At 65.3% G+C, this 19,742-nt stretch carries 18 protein-coding genes; 9 read left to right on the forward strand and 9 right to left on the reverse strand.

Features of this window, described 5'->3' with window-relative positions:
* Complete coding sequence (locus tag AB3347_RS06050; RefSeq protein ID WP_369090878.1) at window positions 1-585, forward strand: DUF2946 family protein; 585 nt, start codon at window positions 1-3, stop codon at window positions 583-585.
* A gap of 1 nt (window position 586) precedes the next feature.
* Here the strand turns inward: AB3347_RS06050 and AB3347_RS06055 are convergent, their stop codons facing one another.
* On the reverse strand, window positions 587-2,179 hold the full coding sequence (locus tag AB3347_RS06055; protein ID WP_369090879.1) for a M48 family metalloprotease: 1,593 nt from the start codon (window positions 2,177-2,179) through the stop codon (window positions 587-589).
* Window positions 2,180-2,256: 77 nt separating this feature from the next.
* On the opposite strand from AB3347_RS06055, the gene moaC reads away from it, so the two are divergent.
* Window positions 2,257-2,757 (forward strand): cyclic pyranopterin monophosphate synthase MoaC, encoded by a 501-nt coding sequence (moaC, locus tag AB3347_RS06060; RefSeq protein ID WP_369090880.1) that lies wholly within the window; start codon window positions 2,257-2,259, stop codon window positions 2,755-2,757.
* A gap of 141 nt (window positions 2,758-2,898) precedes the next feature.
* Window positions 2,899-3,612, forward strand: coding sequence for a flagellar brake protein (locus AB3347_RS06065; RefSeq protein WP_369090881.1), 714 nt, complete (start codon window positions 2,899-2,901; stop codon window positions 3,610-3,612).
* A gap of 1 nt (window position 3,613) precedes the next feature.
* Here the strand turns inward: AB3347_RS06065 and AB3347_RS06070 are convergent, their stop codons facing one another.
* Both AB3347_RS06070 and AB3347_RS06075 read right to left on the reverse strand, forming a co-directional pair.
* A complete protein-coding gene (locus tag AB3347_RS06070; RefSeq protein ID WP_369090882.1) occupies window positions 3,614-5,125 on the reverse strand; it encodes a DUF4214 domain-containing protein in 1,512 nt (503 codons plus the stop codon).
* Window positions 5,126-5,259: 134 nt separating this feature from the next.
* Window positions 5,260-6,228, reverse strand: coding sequence for a MerR family transcriptional regulator (locus AB3347_RS06075; protein ID WP_369090883.1), 969 nt, complete (start codon window positions 6,226-6,228; stop codon window positions 5,260-5,262).
* A gap of 125 nt (window positions 6,229-6,353) precedes the next feature.
* On the opposite strand from AB3347_RS06075, the gene AB3347_RS06080 reads away from it, so the two are divergent.
* Both AB3347_RS06080 and AB3347_RS06085 read left to right on the forward strand, forming a co-directional pair.
* Entirely contained in the window at window positions 6,354-6,809 is a 456-nt protein-coding gene (locus tag AB3347_RS06080) for a fasciclin domain-containing protein (RefSeq protein ID WP_369090884.1), read from the forward strand.
* A 150-nt stretch (window positions 6,810-6,959) separates the two neighbouring features.
* Window positions 6,960-9,041, forward strand: a complete 2,082-nt coding sequence (locus tag AB3347_RS06085) for a prolyl oligopeptidase family serine peptidase (protein ID WP_369090885.1) — start codon at window positions 6,960-6,962, stop codon at window positions 9,039-9,041.
* A gap of 87 nt (window positions 9,042-9,128) precedes the next feature.
* Here AB3347_RS06085 and AB3347_RS06090 read toward each other — a convergent pair whose 3' ends face one another.
* The 6 genes from AB3347_RS06090 to recA all read right to left on the reverse strand — a co-directional run bounded on the left by AB3347_RS06090 (window position 9,129) and on the right by recA (window position 14,749).
* Window positions 9,129-9,590 (reverse strand): pilin, encoded by a 462-nt coding sequence (locus AB3347_RS06090; protein WP_369090886.1) that lies wholly within the window; start codon window positions 9,588-9,590, stop codon window positions 9,129-9,131.
* Between the two features lie 312 nt (window positions 9,591-9,902).
* Window positions 9,903-10,784, reverse strand: a complete 882-nt coding sequence (gene sucD, locus AB3347_RS06095; protein WP_369090887.1) for a succinate--CoA ligase subunit alpha — start codon at window positions 10,782-10,784, stop codon at window positions 9,903-9,905.
* A gap of 18 nt (window positions 10,785-10,802) precedes the next feature.
* On the reverse strand, window positions 10,803-11,972 hold the full coding sequence (gene sucC / locus AB3347_RS06100; protein ID WP_369090888.1) for an ADP-forming succinate--CoA ligase subunit beta: 1,170 nt from the start codon (window positions 11,970-11,972) through the stop codon (window positions 10,803-10,805).
* Between the two features lie 80 nt (window positions 11,973-12,052).
* On the reverse strand, window positions 12,053-12,625 hold the full coding sequence (locus tag AB3347_RS06105; protein WP_369090889.1) for a DUF2889 domain-containing protein: 573 nt from the start codon (window positions 12,623-12,625) through the stop codon (window positions 12,053-12,055).
* 560 nt (window positions 12,626-13,185) lie between these two features.
* Window positions 13,186-13,644 (reverse strand): recombination regulator RecX, encoded by a 459-nt coding sequence (recX, locus tag AB3347_RS06110; RefSeq protein WP_369090890.1) that lies wholly within the window; start codon window positions 13,642-13,644, stop codon window positions 13,186-13,188.
* A gap of 22 nt (window positions 13,645-13,666) precedes the next feature.
* Window positions 13,667-14,749, reverse strand: coding sequence for a recombinase RecA (gene recA / locus AB3347_RS06115; RefSeq protein WP_027865432.1), 1,083 nt, complete (start codon window positions 14,747-14,749; stop codon window positions 13,667-13,669).
* A gap of 237 nt (window positions 14,750-14,986) precedes the next feature.
* On the opposite strand from recA, the gene AB3347_RS06120 reads away from it, so the two are divergent.
* From AB3347_RS06120 to AB3347_RS06135, 4 genes are read left to right on the forward strand one after another with little or no spacing between them, the layout of a single operon-like run.
* Window positions 14,987-15,688, forward strand: coding sequence for a response regulator transcription factor (locus AB3347_RS06120; protein WP_159700704.1), 702 nt, complete (start codon window positions 14,987-14,989; stop codon window positions 15,686-15,688).
* A complete protein-coding gene (locus AB3347_RS06125) occupies window positions 15,685-17,277 on the forward strand; it encodes a sensor histidine kinase (RefSeq protein WP_369090891.1) in 1,593 nt (530 codons plus the stop codon). Before AB3347_RS06120 ends, AB3347_RS06125 begins: the two co-directional genes overlap by 4 nt.
* Window positions 17,255-17,572, forward strand: coding sequence for a DUF4212 domain-containing protein (locus tag AB3347_RS06130; RefSeq protein ID WP_369090892.1), 318 nt, complete (start codon window positions 17,255-17,257; stop codon window positions 17,570-17,572). The genes AB3347_RS06125 and AB3347_RS06130 overlap by 23 nt, the downstream gene beginning before the upstream one ends.
* Complete coding sequence (locus AB3347_RS06135; protein ID WP_369090893.1) at window positions 17,569-19,641, forward strand: sodium:solute symporter family protein; 2,073 nt, start codon at window positions 17,569-17,571, stop codon at window positions 19,639-19,641. The genes AB3347_RS06130 and AB3347_RS06135 overlap by 4 nt, the downstream gene beginning before the upstream one ends.
* The last annotated feature ends 101 nt before the right edge of the window (window positions 19,642-19,742 follow it).

Genomic DNA, 19,742 nt, shown 5'->3' on the forward strand with positions numbered 1-19,742 from the left:
ATGGACGATATCGTAAAACAGGCAATGGCCAAGTGGCCCAACGTGCCCCACTGCTATGGCTGGCTGGCGCTGGATGCGCGCGGCAACTGGCGCATGCGCGACGAGGCCGCGCAGCGCGCCGAGGCGCCGGGCGACAAGCTGGCCAATGCCACGCTGGTCGGCTTCATCAACCGCAATTACGCCCACGACGACCAGGGCCGCTGGTATTTCCAGAACGGCCCGCAGCGCGTCTACGTAAACCTGGAAGCGACGCCGTTCATCGCGCGCACCGACCCGGCCCAGGGCTTCGTGGTGCAGACCGGACAGGCGTTCACGCCGGAAGCGGCCTTCATGACCGACGCCGGCGCCGTGATCCTGCAGGCGGGCGAGATCGTCGCCCAGCTCGACGACCGCGACGTGGCCCAGGTGCTGGCGCACACGGAACTCGACGGCCGAGCGGCCTCGGTGGAAGCGATCATGGCCTGGCTGGAAGACGATGCGGCCGAGCTGGCGCTGGTGCTGCCGGGCCGGAAGCTGCGTGTCGAACGGCTGTCGGCGGAAGCCTTGTCGCGCCGCTTCGGCTACGTGCAGGCGCCGGGAACCTGACTCACGGACGGTCTTTCTCTTCTTCCTTCTCGGCCTTCTGGCGCGCCTTCAGTTCGCGCTCGCGGGCATCGATGACGGCCTGGTCGTAGAAGGACACATCGCCCGCCTTGCGCGCCAGCTCGAGCTGCGCCACCGCCGCCGGCAGCGCGCCGGCCACGACGTAGGATTCGGCCAGCGCCATGTGCTGCAGGGCGATCCTGCCCTGCTTCGAATAAGCCCGCGCCAGCATGTCGTGCAGCTTGCCGTCTTCGCGGTAGAGCTGGGTCTGGTCGCGCAGGTAGCGGGTCGCCTCGTCGTACTTGCCGGCCGCGATCAGCGCCTCGCCGTACTGGTGCGCGATGGCGCGCGACAGCGGGAAGCGCTGGCGCGCCGCGTCCGCCTCGTTCAGCGCTTCCCCGGCGACCGCCGGCGGCTGGCCCGGCGCCAGCTTGATCTCGATGGAAAGGCCGGCGAACATCGCGGCGCCGTCGCCCGCGGTCGATTCGGCCGACAGCACGCCCTCCTTCGGCTTCACGGTCGCGCGCGCCTTGTCGAGCCAGTCCTGAGCCTCGGCCACGTTCCCCTGGCGCAGCGCCAGCACGGCCAGGCCGTACTGCGCGCCGGCCTGCAGCTGGCGGTGCGATTCCTTCAGCTGGGTTTCCAACGCGTTGCGGGTGTCGCGGCGGCCGCTGACGCTTTCGTCCTGCAGCACGCGGGCACGCGCGCGCACCAGCTGGAAGTCGAGGTTGTCCACGCGCGCCTTCTTCGGGGCCGCGCGGATGCGCGCCTGCATGTCGACCAGGCGCTCGGCGGTCAGCGGGTGGCTGCTCAGGTGCGCCAGGTGGGCCGGAATGTCGCCCGCCAGCTTGCTGGCGCTTTGCAGGCGCTTGAAGAAGCCCACCATGCCGGTGACGTCATAGCCGCCGGCGCCCATGATCTGGAAGCCGACGCGGTCGGCCTCGCGCTCGGCGTCGCGGCTGAAGTTCAGCTGGCGCTGCACGGCCAGGCCCTGCCCGCCCATCAGCACGCCCATGGCGGCGTCCGGGCTCGACTTGGCGGCCAGCGCGGCCAGGATCATCGCCGCCAGCGGCAGCAGCACGTCCTGCTTCTGCTGCCCCAGCATGCGCGCGATGTGGCGCTGCGACACGTGGCCGATCTCGTGCGCCATCACGCCGGCCAGCTCGGATTCGTTCTGCGCCGCCACAATCAGGCCGGTGTGCGCCGCAATGAAACCGCCCGGCAGCGCGAACGCGTTCAGGGCGGAATCGCGCATCGCGAAAAAGGAGAAATCGGCATTGGTCTCGCCGCGTGCGCCGGGCGCGGCCGCCACCAGTGCATTGCCGAGATTGTTCAGGTACTCGATGATCGGGTCGTCGTCGAGGTAGGCCGGGTCGCGCCGCACGTCGCGCATGATCTCCTCGCCGAGCTTACGTTCGAGCACGGGCGACAGGTCTTGGCGCGCGCTGTCGCCGAGCGTCGGCAGGCGGAGGTTGTCGGGCTTTTGCAGGGGCTCGGCGGGAGCGGCGATGGCGAAAGCGGCCGCCGTGCACAAGGCAATGGCGGTCAACGCAGGGCGCCAGCGGCGCGCCGATGCTGGGCTGGGAGCGTATTTCACAATGCTATGATACCCCCATCCGCCGCCGCGTTGCTGTCCGGCGAGCCACTTTGTTCCGCAACCTTGATTACATGGCAATGAGCACCTCTACTCCCCCTTCAGACCACCTGACCCATTTCGACGCCACCGGCCAGGCCCACATGGTCGACGTCGGCGCCAAGCAGGACACCCACCGCATCGCCGTCGCGGCCGGCACCATCCGCATGCAGCCGGACACGCTCGCGCTGATCCAGTCGGGCAATGCGAAAAAGGGCGACGTGATCGGCATCGCGCGCATCGCGGCGATCATGGCCTCGAAGCGCACCAGCGACCTGGTGCCGCTGTGCCATCCGCTGCCGATCACCCGGGTGGCGGTGGATTTCGAGATCGACGCGGCAGCCTCCAGCGTGCATTGCCGGGCCCAGGTCGAGACCATCGGCAAGACCGGAGTCGAGATGGAAGCGCTGACCGCGGTGCAGGTCGGCCTCTTGACGGTCTACGACATGTGCAAGGCGGTCGATCGCGGCATGGTGATGACCAATGTGCGGGTGCTGGAAAAACATGGCGGCAAGAGCGGGGACTGGACGGCCGATATCTGAACGGAAAAGCGATCTTTCAGCGCTGTCCGCCGGTCGAATTCTCTCCAATATTCACCAAACTGATGAGTGCTTTCGGGATACATGTAAACTGATATGATGCCGACTTTCGCCCGCTCGACGGCGAGCCAGCATCAGCATCACATGACCACCGAACAAGCACGCGAACTCAAGCCCCAGGAATTCGAGTTCGAGACAATGAACCTGCAGGTCGGCGTCCGCCTGCAGGTAATGACCCATCGCCACCTGAAACCCGTCCAGTACTTCTCGACCCTGATCGGCTACGTCAAGGACGAGTACCTGATCATCAAGATCCCCACCGAGAACGGTGCGCCGATCGCGATGACCGAGGGCGACCGGCTGACGATCCGGGTGTTCTCCGGGGTGAACGTGTGCTCGTTCGCATGCTCGGTCGAGCGCGTGTTCGCGCGGCCGCTGAACTACGTGCACCTGTCCTTCCCGACCTCGATCCAGGGGACCAGCCTGCGCGGTGCGATGCGGGTGAGGGCCGAGATTCCGGCGCGGGTGTCCGGGTCCGGCGGCGATGCCGCGCCGGTGGCCTGCATGCTGACCAACGTGTCGGTCACGGGAGCAAGGGTCGAAACGGCCTATCCCCTGCCGCCCGACAGCAAGATGCTGACGCTGGCGTTCGCGCTCGCGACGCCGCCCGCCAACGAGGAAGTGCCGGTCGAGACCCAGGCCGCGGTCAGGAACATGACGGTCGCCCGGCCGGCGCCGGACAAGCCCGACGTGTACAGCTACGGGGTCCAGTTCATCGACCTGGACCCGGTGCACTACACCCTGCTGCAGAACATGACCTACGAGGCGCTGCTGGCCGACCGGCTGAAGATCGTCTAGCCTAGTTGCCGCCCCAGGGCGTGTAGGCAAAGCCGTTGCCGATGATGTCGACCAGCCCGGCCTTGTTCTCGGCGCTTTCGCTGATCGCCGCCAGCACCTCGGCCACGCCCACCACCTTGTCGTCGAGCTTGCCGACCCAGAAATCGCGTCCGGCCGCTTCGGGTTCGCGTCCCAGGATGTTCTGGTAGAAGCGGGTCACCAGTTCCAGGTTCGACTGGCTGCTGCCGTAGGCGGCCTTGAACTCCGCCTGCGTCAGGAAGGCGGCCGCAATGTCGGTCAGGCTCAGGCCCTTGTCCAGGCTGTTGATCCAGAAGCCCAGGCCGACCGCGTCCGGGGTGCGGTCGAAGGCGGCCTGGTACAGGCGGTAGGCCTGGCCGGCATTGCCGTCGACGTCGAGCGCCAGGGTCGCGTTGCCGAACACGATGCGCTCGACGTTGGTCAGCGTGCTGGTCGCGCCGCTCTTGTCGGTCACGCTGTACTGCGACACCGGCGTATAGCGCGGATCGGGATTGGGCGCCACCGCGATGTGCTTGACCACGTAGTCGGCCTGGGCTCCGGCCAGCTTTACGGTATCGATGCCGCGCCCGCCGTCGACCACGTGGCTGTCGCCCAGCAGGCTCACCACATCGTTGCCGTCGCCGGCCGCCACGCCCAGGCGTCCGCCGCCGCCCTTGAGGGTGACAATGTCGTCCCCCGATCCGGCCGCGACCACCATATCTTCGTACAGCCTGCCCGGCAGGTCGACGCTGATGTCGTCGTTTCCGCTCGAGCCTTGCAGCAGTGCCTGCTCCAGCGATGTCCCGGGCTGGAAAGCGATGGCGGCGTTACTGACCTTGACCAGGCTGCCGTCGTGGTAGGCGATGTCGATGGCCTTCAGCGATCCGTCGAGCATCGGCATCGGTTCACCGTTGCTCATGATGGTCGCGAGCGAGAAGTCGCCCCGCAGCGACGCCGAGCGGATGAACTTGTCGGCCCCGATGTCGATGCTGCCGATCGTGCCGCGAATCTCGCCGCTCGGCAGCACGGTCACGGCGCCGCTCATCGACATCGAAACGTTGCCGAAGCTCGGGTCGTAGTCGGGACTGGTGGTCGGCAGGCGGGTGGCGAGGCGCAGGCCATTGATCGTCATGCCTTCCGGCGCCGGATTGAATACCAGGCCGCCACCGCTCATGTCGTAGTCGTAGATCATCCTGCCGGTCACGCCCAGATCGAGCAGGCCCGGGATGCTGAAGTCGAAGCCGGTCAGGCTGGCGCGGCCACGCGGCGCCGTCGCGTTGTCCAGCACCAGGCCGCTATACGTCCCGACCGCGCCGTCGGCATAGGTCGTGATCAGGGTCGAATCGAGCAGCTTCCAGGACGAGAACTGCGCATAGTTCGCATCGATATTGTCCAGCGCGGCCGCGAAGAAGTCGACCAGGCCGGCGATGTCGCCGCCAGGCACCGGGGCCTCGGACGCCATGGCGTGCTCCTTGTCGACTACCTCCTGCGATAGCTTGATGCTGACGATGGCCATGGTTTCTCCCGATTGTAAAACCGGAATTGTAGACCCCCACAAGATTAGGAAGTCTCGCCAATACTCACGGCTCCGCCCGGTCGACGGTCAGCAAGAACACCCGGGAGAGCGGCGCTCCCGACGCCACGTCCGCATCAGGTGCCATTGGCCAGGTAAGGCGGCAAGGGAATCCCTTCCGCAAGCGCGAGCCGCTCGAGGGCGTCTTCCAGCACTGCCCGCGCTTGCCCCGCGCTGCGCTGCAATGCGGCATGCAGTTCGGCGTCGTCGGGACTTCGCGCCGCGCACTGTGCGCTGTAACGCTCGAAACTCCCCACCGTCATCAAGACTTCGGCCAGGTGGCGCGGGCATTCGCAGTTCACCCGGCCGCTCGCTTGTGCGAGCGTGGCCAGCGTGTGCTCGTCGAAGCGCTGCGCCGGCACGGGCGGCGGGCCGGCAGGCAGCGGAATGCGTTGTCCCTGGAGCGCGAGCCGGCACAAGGGCGCCAGCTCGCCCAGGTCGGCGGGCATGCGCGCCACCAGGCAGCCCGCCATGCGCAATGCCCGGATCGCCGCGCTCGACGAAAAGCGATACAGGACCAGGATGGCTGCGTCCGCCATACGCGCACGCACGGCTTCGAGCCGAGGCAGCAGGGTGTCGTCCAGTTCGGACTGTTCGACGATCAGGAGCTCCGCCTCGCAGTCGAGTTCGGATTGCTCGAGCTCCCCGAGGCTGGCGCAGCGGACACGCATCTCCAGCCCGAGCGCCGCGCAGTCGATGACGACCAGTCTGCGCGGCAGGCTGCTTCCCACGACCACGGTACGGATCGCCGAAGCGTATGCCGCCTGTGGTTCCCTGTGCCGGCCAAGGATCAGCTGCAGCTGTGTGCGCGACAGTCCTGCCAGTACGCCGATGGCATGGCCCTGGTCGACCAGTTGCTTGAGCAGGCCGAGGCGCTCGATCTGTTCGGCCGAGTACAGCCGTTGGCCGTGCGCGGAGCGCTGCGTGTCGCACAACTGATAGCGACGTTCCCACACCCGCAGGGTTTCCACCGGCAAGCCCGCCATGCGCGCTGCGGTACCGGCCCGATACACGACATCGTGAACCGCTTTATCATTGGAAATCATCTTGATGCACCGAGTTTGAACCATTTAATTTCTGAATTATAGTGTCAAACATTAGACATTTTGATGATTTTTTCTATAGTATCGGGACAAGGCCATTTCATTCACCCACCACCCAGGAGCACATCATGAAACGATTCCTCGTCGTCCTTCCCTTTGCATTTGCCCTCGGTACGGCGCAGGCTGCCGATATCGTCGACACCGCCAAGTCCGCCGGCAGCTTCAATACCCTGGTCGCCGCCGTGCAGGCGGCCGGCCTGGTCGATACCCTGAAAGGGCCCGGCCCCTTCACGGTGTTCGCGCCGACCGATGCGGCATTTGCCAAGATTCCCAAGGCAAAGCTCGACGCACTGCTGAAGGACAAGGAAGCCTTGACCAAGGTGCTGACCTACCATGTGGTGCCTGGCACGGTGAAAGCGGCCGACGTCAAGCCGGGCATGGTGAAGACGGTGGAGGGCAACTCCTTCAAGGTCAGCATGAAGGGCAAGCAGGTCATGGTCGACAAGGCCACCGTCACCAAGACCGACATCATGGCCGACAACGGCGTCATCCATGTGATCGATACGGTCATCATGCCGAAGTAAGTTTTCCCTTTCCCGCCACCGGCTGCGGCATGGCCGGCGGCGGCTTTTTGCTCCCCATCCCGTCGTCGGCAGCATTTCTTCCACGTGGTAAATTGCTGCCCTGCGTGCCCGGCTTCCTGCCGCGCACCGTCATGACAACAAGGATGGAGCATGAATCTTCGTTTGCCGAGTTTGCCGCGCTTGATACCCATTGCGGCAGCAACCCTGGTCGCCGCCGGCGCCACGGCCGCGCCGCGCGGCTTTACCGTGGAAGACCTGGTCAACATGGAACGGGTGGGCAGCCCGGCCGTGTCGCCCGACGCGAGCCGCGTCGTGTACACCGTGCGCAGCACGGACATGAACAAGAACCGCGGCCACACCGAATTGTGGATGGTCGACCTGCGCGCCGCCAATCCGGCGCCGCAGCGCCTGACCGATCACAGCGCCAGCAGCACCGAGCCGGAATGGTCGGCCTCCGGCGACGCCGTGTATTTCCTGTCGACCCGCTCGGGCTCCTCGCAGGTGTGGCGCCTGCCGGTGGCCGGCGGCAAGGCCGGCGAACCCGTGAAGGTCACCGACCTGCCGCTCGATGTGGAGAGTTTCCGCGTGGCGCCAAGCGGCGACCGCGTGGCGATGAGCCTGTCGGTGTTCCGCGATTGCGCCGACCTGGCCTGCACCAGGACGCGCCTCGACGCGAAGGAAAAGGACAAGGCCACCGGCAAACTGTACGATCGCCTGTTCGTGCGCCACTGGGATACCTGGAACGACGGCCGCAACAACGTGCTGTTCTCGGCGCCGCTCGACGCCGGCGGCAAAGTCCGCGGCGCCCCGCTCAGCCTGTCGGGCTCGCTCGACGGCGACGTGCCGTCGAAGCCCTTCGGCGACCGCGAGGAATTCCGCTTCAGCCCGGACGGCAAGAGCATCGTGTTCGCCGCCCGCATCGCCGGCAAGACCGAAGCCTGGTCGACCAACTTCGACCTGTACACGGTACCCGCCGCGGGCGGCGCCGCGCCGCGCAACCTGACCGCCGACAACCCGGCCTGGGACACCAAAGGCGTGTATTCGCCGGACGGCCGCACCCTCGCCTACCTCGCGATGGCCCGCCCCGGCTTCGAGGCCGACCGCTACCAGGTAATGCTGATGGACGTGGCCACCGGCCAGAAGCGCAAGCTGGCCGCCGACTGGGACCGCTCGGCCGGCAGCCTGCAATGGCGCGCCGACGGCAAGGCCCTGGTCGTCGATGCCGAAGACGTCGGCCAGCACCGCCTGTTCTCGATTGACGTCGCCACCGGCAAGGTCACGCCGCTGACCGACAAGGGCGCGGTCGGCGCCTTCGACCTGCGCGGCGATACCCTGGTCTACACCCAGGCCAACCTGGCCTCGGGCGCGCAGCTGTTTTCCATGAAGCTGGGCGGCCAGCCGACGCAGCTGACGAAGCTGAATGCCGAGCGCCTGGCCGACGTGCGCTTCGGCCAGTACGAGCAGTTCAGCTTTGCCGGCGCCAATGGCGAGACCGTATACGGCCACGTGATGAAGCCCTGGAATGCCGAGCCGGGCAAGAAATACCCGATCGCCTTCATTGTGCACGGTGGGCCGCAGGGCAGCTTCGGTAACAGCTGGAGCTACCGCTGGAACCCGCAGGTGTACGCCGGCGCCGGCTACGCGGCCGTGTTCATCGATTTCCACGGCTCGACCGGTTACGGCCAGAAGTTCACCGATTCGATCAGCGGCGACTGGGGCGGCAAGCCCCTGGTGGACCTGCAGAAGGGCCTGGACGCCGCGGTAAAGAAATTCCCGTGGCTCGACCGCGAACGCAGCTGCGCACTGGGCGCGTCCTACGGCGGCTACATGATGAACTGGATCGCGGGGAACTGGAACGACGGTTTCCGCTGCCTGGTGAACCACGACGGCGTGTTCGACAGCCGCGGCATGGCCTATTCGACCGAAGAGCAATGGTTCACCGACTGGGAAAACGGCGGCGCCTACTTCGCGGTGCCGAACAACCACGAGCGCTTCAATCCGGTGCACCACGTGAACAAGTGGAAGACGCCGATGCTGGTGATCCAGGGCGACCTGGACTTCCGCATCCCGACGGCGCAGGCCCTGTCGACCTTCACCGTGCTGCAGCGCAAGGGCATCGACAGCCAACTGCTGGTGTTCCCGGACGAGAACCACTGGGTGCTCAAGCCGGCCAACTCGCTGCAGTGGCACCACACGGTGATCAACTGGCTGGATCGTTATCTGAAACGGTAAGCCAGGTGCTGCCGAGGCAGCATTTTTCACGCTACAAAAACAAAGAGACCGCCGAGGCGGTCTCTTTTTACTACGGATGTACCTTGATTACTGTGCCTGGGTGCAGCCGGCCGGGACAAACTTTTCATCTGCGAGGCCCGTCGTCACGCAGTGGTAGGTACCTGCGGTGGTGCGGTGCAGTGCGATGGTAGGCGTAGCACCGTCGGCAGCCAGACGGCCCGGGTTCTTGACGGTGCAGGTCAGCACTGCGGTATCATCGCCCGGAGCGGCAGCGACGTTCTCGCAGTTGGTGGTGTCCGCACCCAGACCCGACTTGGTCAGGTACTCTTCCTCAGTAGAAGCGGTTCCCTCTACAACAGCCAGTTCGTAGCCAGTCTTGCCGGCAGCAACTTCACCATAAGCAGCACCTGCTTTGGTCTTGGCGATGTAGTCCTGGTAAGCCGGGATTGCCACGGCAGCCAGGATACCGATGATCGCGACGACGATCATCAGTTCGATCAGGGTGAAGCCGCCTTGTGCTTTTTTGGCTTGCATTTGCTTGATGTTCATTTCTGTCTCTCCAGGGTGGTGTTTCGGGAAATTGGGTTACTGCTTGTTGCCACGCTTTCTTATATGCAAGCGGTGTGCCAGCCCGAAAAATACTGATTTTATTATTCTGGAGATAACAAAACGCCGTGCCGGCGCAAGTTTTGGCTTGAGGACTGACAAAATTTGTCACTCGGGCTCAACAATTTTTGTCAGTCGGACAGTTTGCGTAACGCAATTTGTCATGCTGGAGGCAATCCAGGCTGGCATGCAAGCTCGGGCGAAAAAAACGGAGAGCTTAAGCTCCCCGTTTTGGTCGACCGTGAGATCGTCAGATTACAGCATGGCCTTCAGCAGGCGTGCCATTTCCGACGGGTTCTTGGTGACGGTGATGCCGCAGGCTTCCATGATTTCCAGCTTGGCTTGCGCGGTGTCGGCGCCGCCCGAGATCAGCGCGCCGGCGTGGCCCATGCGCTTGCCCGGAGGCGCGGTGACGCCAGCGATGAAGCCGACGACCGGCTTCTTCATGTTTTCCTTGATCCAGTAAGCAGCGTTCGCCTCGTCCGGGCCGCCGATCTCGCCGATCATGATGACTGCGTCGGTGTCCGGATCGTCGTTGAACATGCGCATCACGTCGATGTGCTTCAGACCGTTGATCGGGTCGCCGCCGATGCCGACTGCCGACGACTGGCCCAGGCCCAGCGCGGTCAGCTGGCCGACTGCTTCATAGGTCAGGGTGCCCGAGCGCGAGACGACGCCGATGCGGCCCTTGCGGTGGATGTGACCCGGCATGATGCCGATCTTGATCTCGTCCGGGGTGATCAGGCCTGGGCAGTTCGGTCCCAGCAGCAGGGTCTTCGAACCGGCCTTGGCCATGCGGTCCTTGACTTCCATCATGTCACGGACAGGGATGCCTTCGGTGATGCAGATTGCCAGGTCCAGTTCGGCTTCGACAGCTTCCCAGATGGCGGCGGCTGCGCCTGCCGGCGGAACGTAGATCACCGACACGGTGGCGCCGGTTTCGGCCTTGGCTTCCTTGACCGATGCGTAGATCGGGATGCCTTCGAAGTCTTCGCCGGCTTTCTTCGGGTTCACGCCAGCCACGAAGGCTTCACGGCCGTTCGCGTAGTCACGGCACATGCGGGTGTGGAACTGGCCGGTCTTGCCGGTGATACCTTGGGTGATGACTTTGGTGTCTTTGTTGATCAGAATCGACATTTTTATTTCCTTCGCGAATTAGGCTTGGCCAGCGGCAGCGGCAACGACCTGCTTCGCTGCGTCTTCCATGGTGTCTGCGGAGATGATCGGCAGGCCCGAATCAGCCAGCATCTTCTTGCCCAGGTCTTCGTTGGTGCCCTTCATGCGGACGACCAGCGGCACCTGCAGCGAGACAGCTTTCGATGCGGTGATGACGCCTTCGGCGATCACGTCGCAGCGCATGATGCCGCCGAAGATGTTGACCAGGATGGCTTTCAGGCCCGGGTTCTTCAGCATGATCTTGAATGCTTCGGTAACCTTTTCTGCGGTTGCACCGCCGCCCACGTCCAGGAAGTTGGCCGGCTCGCCGCCGAACAGCTTGATGGTATCCATGGTGGCCATGGCCAGGCCGGCGCCGTTCACCAGGCAGCCGATGTTGCCGTCGAGCGAGATGTAAGCCAGGTCGAACTTCGATGCTTCGACTTCAGCCGGATCTTCTTCGTCCAGGTCGCGGTAGGCGACGATTTCCGGATGACGGAACAGGGCGTTCGAATCGAAGTTGAACTTGGCGTCCAGGGCGATGACCTTGCCCGAACCGGTCAGGATCAGCGGGTTGATTTCGGCCAGCGAGGCGTCGGTTTCCCAGTAGGCTTTGTACAGGCCTTGCAGGTTGGTGCGGGCGTCGACGATCGACGCTTCCGGCACGCCGATCTTGCGGGCGACGTCGTCTGCCTGCTCATCGGTCAGGCCGACCGACGGTTCGATCACGACGTTGTGGATCTTTTCCGGGTTGCTGTGCGCGACTTCTTCGATGTCCATGCCGCCTTCCGACGAGGCCATCAGCACGACCTTCTGGGTGACGCGGTCGGTGACCAGCGACACGTACAGTTCTTTCTTGATGTCGGCGCCTTCTTCGATCAGCAGGCGACGGACTTTCTGGCCTTCCGGGCCGGTCTGGTGGGTCACCAGCTGCATGCCCATGATCTGGTCGGCGTATTCCTTGACCTGTTCCAGCGACTTGGCGACCTTGACGCCGCCGCCTTTACCACGGCCACCGGCGTGGATCTGTGCCTTGACGACCCAGACCGGACCGCCCAGCTCTTCAGCTGCCTTGACGGCCTCTTCCACCGTCATGCACGGAATGCCGCGCGGAACGGTCACTCCGAATTTTCGGAGGATCTCTTTGCCCTGATACTCATGGATTTTCATGCTGGCTTCCCTTCTTTTCTATGTACTGATGAGAAATACGGTTGAATTAACGTAAAACAACGGATGACAAACATCGAATCCTAACCCGACACGGCTTTGATCGACCAGCGGGGATAGTAGGTGGCCACGGCCGGTCCGTCGCTGCGCAGCGCATGGCAACGGTCGAGCTCGAAAGGCCGTTCGGCCGCGCCTTTGTCAACAGCGGCGGCGTCGCCACGTTCGTCGAAGACGTCGTCGGCAAAGGCCTGCAGCGCTGCCGTGGGCAGCACCTGGGCCAATTCGGTCAGGTGGGTGCAGCCGAGCACGCCCGAGAGGCGGTCTTTCAGGTGCAGCCGGAAGTGGTTCATCAGCGACAGGCCGACCAGCTTTTTGTAAGCAGGGCCAATGGTCTCGCAATAACCGGGATACGGAACGGCGTCGGACGCAGCTTCGGCGTCCACGATGGTCATGTTGCGGTCGATGGTGACGCGCAGCTTGAGGTCGTGCACGGGCACGCCACCCGGGCGAATGCCCGAGCCGAGCTCGATGTCACGGGTTTTGACGTCGCGGATACTGGCGTCCAAATCCCACAGGCCATCATCGCGCGCATAGGCTTCGACGGTGATGGCGCGCGTATGCCGGAGCGAGCGCGATACGGGAGGAGACAGGGGCATAAAAACCAATGCCGCTTGCGCGGCGGTTAGTGGTGCAGCCAGTGTGCTTCATGCACGTTGACGTAGCTTCTACGACAACAACCGCTCATGCGGCGCTGCTTAAACCGTGAAAGTTTAGCACAGGGCGTTGTCGGTTGCACTGCAACAGAGGCGATTTTGCCGCGTAGCAGCAATACACGAGGGATTTTCTTGCCGAGTAGCCAAGCTTGCAGGCGGCTGGACGAGTTCGCCCCTGTGGCAGGACCAAATTGATGCGCCGAGATGGAGACGGAACTGCGGGACGGGACCGGCAAGGAGGCAGCGCCAGCGTGCAGCGCCATTATCCGTTGAGGAATATGCTGAGGCATATCGGAAATGACGCTCCACGCTGGCGCCGGAGCAAGGCTTCTCTCTATATAAGTACAAGAAGAAACCCATCGCATCGAGGGTAATACACGACGGTAATACACAGGGGTGATACAACAGGCCTGCGGCCACGCCTGGCATATCGTCGGAGCAGGCCTGGGGCCAGGCCTGCTCGTCATCGCAGCAGGCCGGGCTTGGGCTTCAAGACCAGCCTGCTACAGCTCGTCGTCGTCGGGAGCGCCCTGCATGGCGGCCCGCGCAGCGCGTTGGGAGAAACCACGCTGCAGCAGGAAGCGCATCTGCTTGGCTCGCTCGGCCGCATCGGCGGCGACGGTACCGAATTTGCGCTGCCACACTTCGGAGGCACGCGCAGTTTCGCTGTCGGCAAGCGAGGCCTTGATCTCGTCCAGGGCCTCGCCTTTGAGGCCGTGGCTTTGCAGCTCGGCCATCACGCGGCTATTGCCGAAACGTGCCGCCCGCCGGTTGATGAGCGATTCGGCAAACCGTTCCTGCGACAGCCAGTTGTTCTTTTCAAGGAAATCCAGGAGGGCTTCCACGTCGTCGCCCTCCTCGGCATGACGGGCCAGCTTGCGCCCCAGCTCGAGCCGGCTGTGCTCGCGCATCGACAGATAGCGAAGCGCGCGCGCTTTCAGGCTCAGCTGGGGTGCAGGCATAGGCTCTCTACACGATCGCCGATTACTCGCCGACTGCCTTCAGCTTGTCCTTGCCGCTGTCTTCGACAGCAGCGAGGACCGGCGGCAGTTCACGCACGCCCAGCGCGGCACGGACCTTGTTCTCGATTTCGCGTGCCAGTGCCGGACGATCTTTCAGGAACTGGCGGGCGTTGTCCTTGCCCTGGCCGATACGTTCGCCGTTATAGCTGTACCACGAGCCCGACTTCTCGACGATCTTGTTGTCGGCGCCCAGGTCCAGGATTTCGCCTTCGCGCGAGGTGCCTTCTCCGTACAGGATGTCGAAGTGGGCTTCCTTGAACGGCGGCGCGATCTTGTTCTTGACGACCTTGACCTTGGTTTCGTTACCGATCACTTCGTCACCCGACTTGATCGAGCCGGTACGGCGGATGTCCATGCGCACGGAGGCGTAGAACTTCAGCGCGTTACCGCCGGTGGTGGTTTCCGGGCTGCCGAACATCACGCCGATCTTCATGCGGATCTGGTTGATGAAGATGACCAGGGTGTTGGTACGGTTGATCGAGCCGGTCAGCTTGCGCAGCGCCTGCGACATCAGTCGTGCCTGCAGGCCCGGGAGCGAGTCGCCCATGTCGCCTTCGATCTCGGCGCGCGGGGTCAGTGCCGCCACCGAGTCGATGACCACCAGGTCGACCGAGCCCGAACGCACCAGGGCGTCGGTGATTTCCAGTGCTTGCTCGCCGGTGTCCGGCTGCGAGATCAAGAGGTCGCCCAGGTTGATGCCCAGCTTCTGCGCGTAGGTCACATCGAGCGCGTGCTCGGCGTCGATGAAGGCGCAGGTGCCGCCCAGTTTCTGCATCTGAGCAATGGTCTGCAGCGTCAGGGTGGTTTTACCCGACGATTCCGGACCGTAGATCTCGACGATACGACCGCGCGGCAGGCCACCGACACCCAGCGCGATGTCCAGGCCCAGCGAGCCGGTGGAAACAGTCTGCACTTCCTCGACCGGCGCATTGGTATCCATGCGCATGACCGAGCCCTTGCCGAACTGCTTTTCAATCTGCGCCAGGGCGGCTGCCAGCGCTTTGCCTTTTTCGGCAACGTTTAATGCAAGTTTTTTGTCGTCCATGGTGTACTTTCAGCTGTGGAGTAGGCAAGGTAGTGGTGCTACCGCGTAAATCAAGGTCTCTACTGTATAAAAATCCAGTGGTTCTTTACGCTGAATCCAGACCACCACTGTATATAAAACCAGTGGTTTTAGCAAGCGAAAAAAGAGCCCGGTGTTGTTATCCAAGACCCTCGCATTGTTGCGATAAATCAAACACAATAGAGCCTGTTGAAGGTCTAACGTTTTACAGGTGGTTCCATGCGAATTCTGCTCGCCGAAGATGATAGCGTACTTGCCGATGGGCTCACGCGTTCGCTGCGCCAGTCCGGGTATGCGATCGATTGCGTCAAGAACGGCCAGGACGCCGACACGGCGCTGTCCACCCAGGAGTTCGACCTCCTGATCCTCGATCTCGGCCTGCCCAAGCTGTCCGGGCTGGAGGTGCTGCGGCGCCTGCGCGCGCGCTCCTCGCTGCTGCCGGTGCTGATCCTCACCGCGGCCGACTCGGTCGAGCAGCGCGTCGAAGGCCTCGACCTCGGCGCCGACGACTACATGGCCAAGCCCTTCGCCCTGTCCGAGCTGGAGGCGCGGGTGCGCGCCCTCACCCGGCGCGGCGCCGGCGGCGGCCCTGCCGTGGTGCGCCACGGCCCGCTGGTCTACGACCAGGTCGGCCGCAGCGCCTACATCAACGACCAGATGCTCGACCTGTCGGCGCGCGAACTGGGCCTGCTCGAAGTGCTGCTGGCGCGCACCGGGCGCCTGGTCTCCAAGGAGCAGCTGGTGGACCACCTGTGCGAATGGGGCGAGGAAGTCTCGAACAACGCCATCGAGGTGTACGTGCACCGGCTGCGCAAGAAGATCGAGGTCGGCGGCGTGCGCATCGCCACCGTGCGCGGCCTCGGCTATTGCCTCGAGAAATTCTCCGACGCGCCGCGCGCGCCGGCGCCAGAGAACAAGTGAACGAACGCGACGCCGGGCTCGAGGACGCGCCGCCGGACGCGGGCCCGGACGCGTCGTCGCCCTCCGCGGCCGGGCAGTTCCCGCCCTACGTGCCGCCCAATCCGGAACCCGACGAGAACATCCGCCATTCGCTGTTCGGCGAGATCCTCGACTGGATGCTGGCGCCGCTGCTGCTGCTGTGGCCGATGAGCATCGCGATCACCTACCTGGTGGCCAAGTCGATCGCCAACCAGCCCTTCGACGATGCGCTGGAAGACCGCGTCACCGTGCTGTCGCAGCAGATCCGCACCGTGGCCGGGCGGCCGGTGGTGCAGCTGCCCCCGAGCGCGCGCGACGTGCTGCGCGCCGACGACGTCGACAGCGTGTTCTTCCAGATCAGCGGGCCGGACGGCGCCCACCTCGACGGCGACCGCGACCTGCCGCGCCCCCGCGTCGGCGACGGCGGCGATGCCGACGAGCGAACCCGCAACGGCGCGGTGGCGTTCCGCAACGACAGCATCCACGGCACGCCGGTGCGGGTCGCCTATTCCTGGATCAGCCTCGACCCGCTGCACGAGCGCAGCGCGGGCCGGGACGCCGGCCTGGCCCTGGTCCAGGTCGCGGAAACCCTCGACAAGCGCGCCCACCTGGCCAACGAGATCATCAAGGGCGTGATCCTGCCCCAGTTCATCATCCTGCCGGTGATCCTGGCGCTGGTCTGGTTCGCGCTGTCGCGCGGCCTGTCGCCGCTGGCCGAGCTCCAGGAGCGCATCCGCGCGCGCCCGCAGGACGACCTGTCGCCGATCGACCCGCGCCAGGTGCCGGAAGAGATCTCGCCGCTGGTGGGTTCCTTCAACGACATGCTCGAGCGCCTGGGCCAGACCGTCGAGATGCAGAAGCGCTTCATCGCCGACGCCGCGCACCAGATGAAGACGCCGCTGGCCGGCATGCGCATGCAGTCCGAGCTGGCGCTGCGCCAGGTCGACGCGGCAGAGATCCACCGCTCGCTCGAGCAGCTGGCCCAGAGCTCGGAATCGGCCACGCGCCTGGTCAACCAGCTGCTGGCCCTGGCGCGCGCCGAGAACCAGCCGCATGCCGGCCTCGCCTTCGAGGAGATCGACCTGGCGCAACTGGCCCGCGCCACCGTGCAGGACTGGGTGCAGGCCTCGTTCGTCCACCGCATCGATCTCGGCTACGAATCGCCGGATGCGCCGCCCGACGCCCCGGTCCTGATCGCCGGCAACGCGCTGATGCTGCGCGAACTGCTGTCGAACCTGATCGACAACGCGCTGCGCTACACCCCGCAGGGCGGCAGCGTGACGGTGCGCGTGCGGCGCGACGGCGAACATGCCCTGCTCGAGGTCGAGGACACCGGCCCCGGCATCGCGCCGCACGAGCGCGCCCACGTGTTCGAGCGCTTCTACCGCATCCTCGGCAGCAACGTGCAGGGCAGCGGCCTGGGGCTGGCGATCGTGCGCGAGATCGCGCAGCAGCACGGCGCCGAGATCGACATCTTCAACAACCCGCGCAGTCACTCGCCCAGGCACCCGGGCAGCCTGTTCCGCCTGACCTTCCCGCCTCCTGTCCATGAACCCGACGACGCCGACTGAGCTTTCGCCACCTTCCAGCGACGCGCATGCGCGGCTGGCCGCGGCCCGTACCGCGCACTGGCAGGCGACGCAGCGCCTGACCATGGTCCTGATGATCCTGTGGCTGTGCACCGGCTTCGGCACCGTGTTCTTCGCGCGCGAGCTGTCGCGCTTCACGGTGTTCGGCTGGCCGCTGTCCTTCTACATGGCGGCCCAGGGGGCGTCGCTGGTGTCGCTGGCCGTGATCGCCTTCTACGCCTGGCGCATGCGCCGGCTCGACCGCCTGCACGCCGCCGCGGCCACGGGGGGCGCATGAGCCCGAAGAAGCCGCCCTACTTCCGCAAGCTGTCGCGCTACTACCTCTGGTACACGGCCTGCTTCGCGCTGTTCCTGGTCGCGCTGGCCCTGCTCGAGCAGGAGGGCATGCCGCGCCTGTGGATCGGCTACATCTTCATGTTCGCGACCATCGTCCTGTACGCCACCATCGGCGTGGTGGCGCGCACCTCGAACGTCACCGAATACTACGTGGCCGGGCGGCGCGTGCCGGCCCTGTTCAACGGCATGGCCACGGCCGCCGACTGGATCTCGGCGGCCAGCTTCATCAGCCTGGCCGGCGGCCTGTACCTGTACGGCTTCGACGGGCTGGCCTACATCATGGGCTGGACCGGCGGCTTCGTGCTGGTGGCCCTGCTCATCGCGCCCTACCTGCGCAAGTTCGGGCAATACACCATCCCCGACTTCCTGGCGGTGCGCTATGGCGGCGGCGCGGGCGGGCGCGGCGGGCCGGTGCGGGCGCTGGCGGTGGGCGCCACCATCCTGGTGTCGTTCACTTACGTGGTGGCGCAGATCTACGCGGTCGGCCTGATCGCCTCGCGCTTCACCGGGGTCGACTTCTCGGTCGGGATCTTCCTGGGCCTGGCCTCGATCCTGGTCTGTTCGTTCCTGGGCGGGATGCGCGGCATCACCTGGACCCAGGTGGCGCAGTACATCATCCTGCTGGTGGCCTTCCTGATCCCGAGCATCTGGCTGGCGGCCAAGCATGCCGACAACCCGGTGCCGCAGCTGGCCTACGGCTCGCTGCTGCCCAAGCTTGCCGCGCGCGAGCACCAGCTCGACAAGGACCCGCGCGAGGAACAGGTGCGCGCCGAGTTCCGCCGCCGCGCCGACGAATACTCCGCGCGCCTGGCGGGCCTGCCGGCATCGTGGGAGAGCGGCAAGCTGGAAGCGCAGCGCCAGCTGGTGGCGGCGCGCGCCAGCAATGCCTCGCTGGGCGAGGTGCGCCAGGCCGAGCGCGCGTTCAATACCTACCCCGGCTCGCCCGACGAAGCGCAGGCCCTGTGGAGCGAGCGGCGCGACGCCAACCTGGCGCGCGCGCGCCCGCCGGTGCCGCACGCCGCGCCCTTCCCCGGCGCCACCAAGGAAGAATCCGACAAGCGCCGCAACAACTTCCTGGCGGTGGTGTTCTGCCTGATGTTCGGCACCGCCGCCCTGCCGCACATCCTGATGCGCGCCTACACCACGCCTTCGGTGAACGAGACCCGGGTGTCGGTGTTCTGGACCCTGTTCTTCATCCTGCTGATCTACCTGACCATCCCGGCGCTGGCGGTGCTGGCCAAGTACGACATCTACACCGCGCTGGTGGGGAGCGACTTCTCGGCGCTGCCCACCTGGGTCTCGTACTGGGCCAACGTCGACAAGGTCAAGCCCCTGCTCAGCATCGCCGACATCAACCACGACGGCGTGGTGCAACTGGCCGAGATCGCGATCGATGCCGACGTGCTGGTGCTGGCCACGCCCGAGATCGCCGGCCTGCCCTACGTGATCTCGGGCCTGGTGGCGGCCGGCGGCCTGGCGGCGGCGCTGTCGACCGCCGACGGCCTGCTGCTGGCGATCTCCAACGCCCTGTCGCACGACGTGTATTACAAGATGGTGGACCTGGGCGCCTCGACCCAGAAGCGGGTGACGATCTCCAAGCTGCTGCTGCTCGCCGTGGCCTTCATCGCCGCCTACGCGGCCTCGCAGAAGCCGGCCGACATCCTCTCGCTGGTGGGCGCGGCCTTCTCACTCGCTGGTTCTACTCTTTTTCCGGTACTGGTGCTGGGCGTGTTCTGGAAGCGCGCCAACCACACCGGAGCGATCGCCGGCATGGTCACCGGCTTCCTGGTCTGCCTGTGGTACATGCTGCGCGCCAGCCCCACCCTGGGGGGCAGCCTGGATGCCTCCTGGCTCGGCATCCAGCCCCTGGCGGCCGGCGTGTTCGGAGTGCCGGCCGGGCTGCTGGCGACCGTGATCGGCAGCCTGCTGAGCGCGCCGCCCAGCCGCGCCAGCCTGGGGATGGTCGACTACATCCGGGCGCCGGAAGAGGACACTGTCGGCAAAACCTGAGGCGGGCATGCCACGGCCGCCATGCCGCATGCATGACATCGGCATGGCAGGGTGCCTTTCCGAGGCCGGGCTGTTATTGTTGGGCGGCTACGGGATTCCTC

Origin of the sequence: Massilia sp. X63, from assembly GCF_041023745.1 — a bacterium.
Lineage (GTDB): Bacteria > Pseudomonadota > Gammaproteobacteria > Burkholderiales > Burkholderiaceae_D > Telluria.

Bases quoted from the DNA above. Each gene is read 5' to 3' on its own strand.
- AB3347_RS06090 (WP_369090886.1), bottom strand. From the start codon at position 9,590: ATGAACATCAAGCAAATGCAAGCCAAAAAAGCACAAGGCGGCTTCACC.
- AB3347_RS06135 (WP_369090893.1), top strand. From the start codon at position 17,569: ATGAGCCCGAAGAAGCCGCCCTACTTCCGCAAGCTGTCGCGCTACTAC.
- AB3347_RS06105 (WP_369090889.1), bottom strand. From the start codon at position 12,625: ATGCCCCTGTCTCCTCCCGTATCGCGCTCGCTCCGGCATACGCGCGCC.
- recA (WP_027865432.1), bottom strand. From the start codon at position 14,749: ATGGACGACAAAAAACTTGCATTAAACGTTGCCGAAAAAGGCAAAGCG.
- AB3347_RS06120 (WP_159700704.1), top strand. From the start codon at position 14,987: ATGCGAATTCTGCTCGCCGAAGATGATAGCGTACTTGCCGATGGGCTC.
- AB3347_RS06070 (WP_369090882.1), bottom strand. From the start codon at position 5,125: ATGGCCATCGTCAGCATCAAGCTATCGCAGGAGGTAGTCGACAAGGAG.
- sucD (WP_369090887.1), bottom strand. From the start codon at position 10,784: ATGTCGATTCTGATCAACAAAGACACCAAAGTCATCACCCAAGGTATC.
- AB3347_RS06130 (WP_369090892.1), top strand. From the start codon at position 17,255: ATGAACCCGACGACGCCGACTGAGCTTTCGCCACCTTCCAGCGACGCG.
- AB3347_RS06080 (WP_369090884.1), top strand. From the start codon at position 6,354: ATGAAACGATTCCTCGTCGTCCTTCCCTTTGCATTTGCCCTCGGTACG.
- AB3347_RS06050 (WP_369090878.1), top strand. From the start codon at position 1: ATGGACGATATCGTAAAACAGGCAATGGCCAAGTGGCCCAACGTGCCC.
- recX (WP_369090890.1), bottom strand. From the start codon at position 13,644: ATGCCTGCACCCCAGCTGAGCCTGAAAGCGCGCGCGCTTCGCTATCTG.
- AB3347_RS06075 (WP_369090883.1), bottom strand. From the start codon at position 6,228: ATGATTTCCAATGATAAAGCGGTTCACGATGTCGTGTATCGGGCCGGT.
- sucC (WP_369090888.1), bottom strand. From the start codon at position 11,972: ATGAAAATCCATGAGTATCAGGGCAAAGAGATCCTCCGAAAATTCGGA.
- AB3347_RS06065 (WP_369090881.1), top strand. From the start codon at position 2,899: ATGACCACCGAACAAGCACGCGAACTCAAGCCCCAGGAATTCGAGTTC.
- AB3347_RS06085 (WP_369090885.1), top strand. From the start codon at position 6,960: ATGAATCTTCGTTTGCCGAGTTTGCCGCGCTTGATACCCATTGCGGCA.
- moaC (WP_369090880.1), top strand. From the start codon at position 2,257: ATGAGCACCTCTACTCCCCCTTCAGACCACCTGACCCATTTCGACGCC.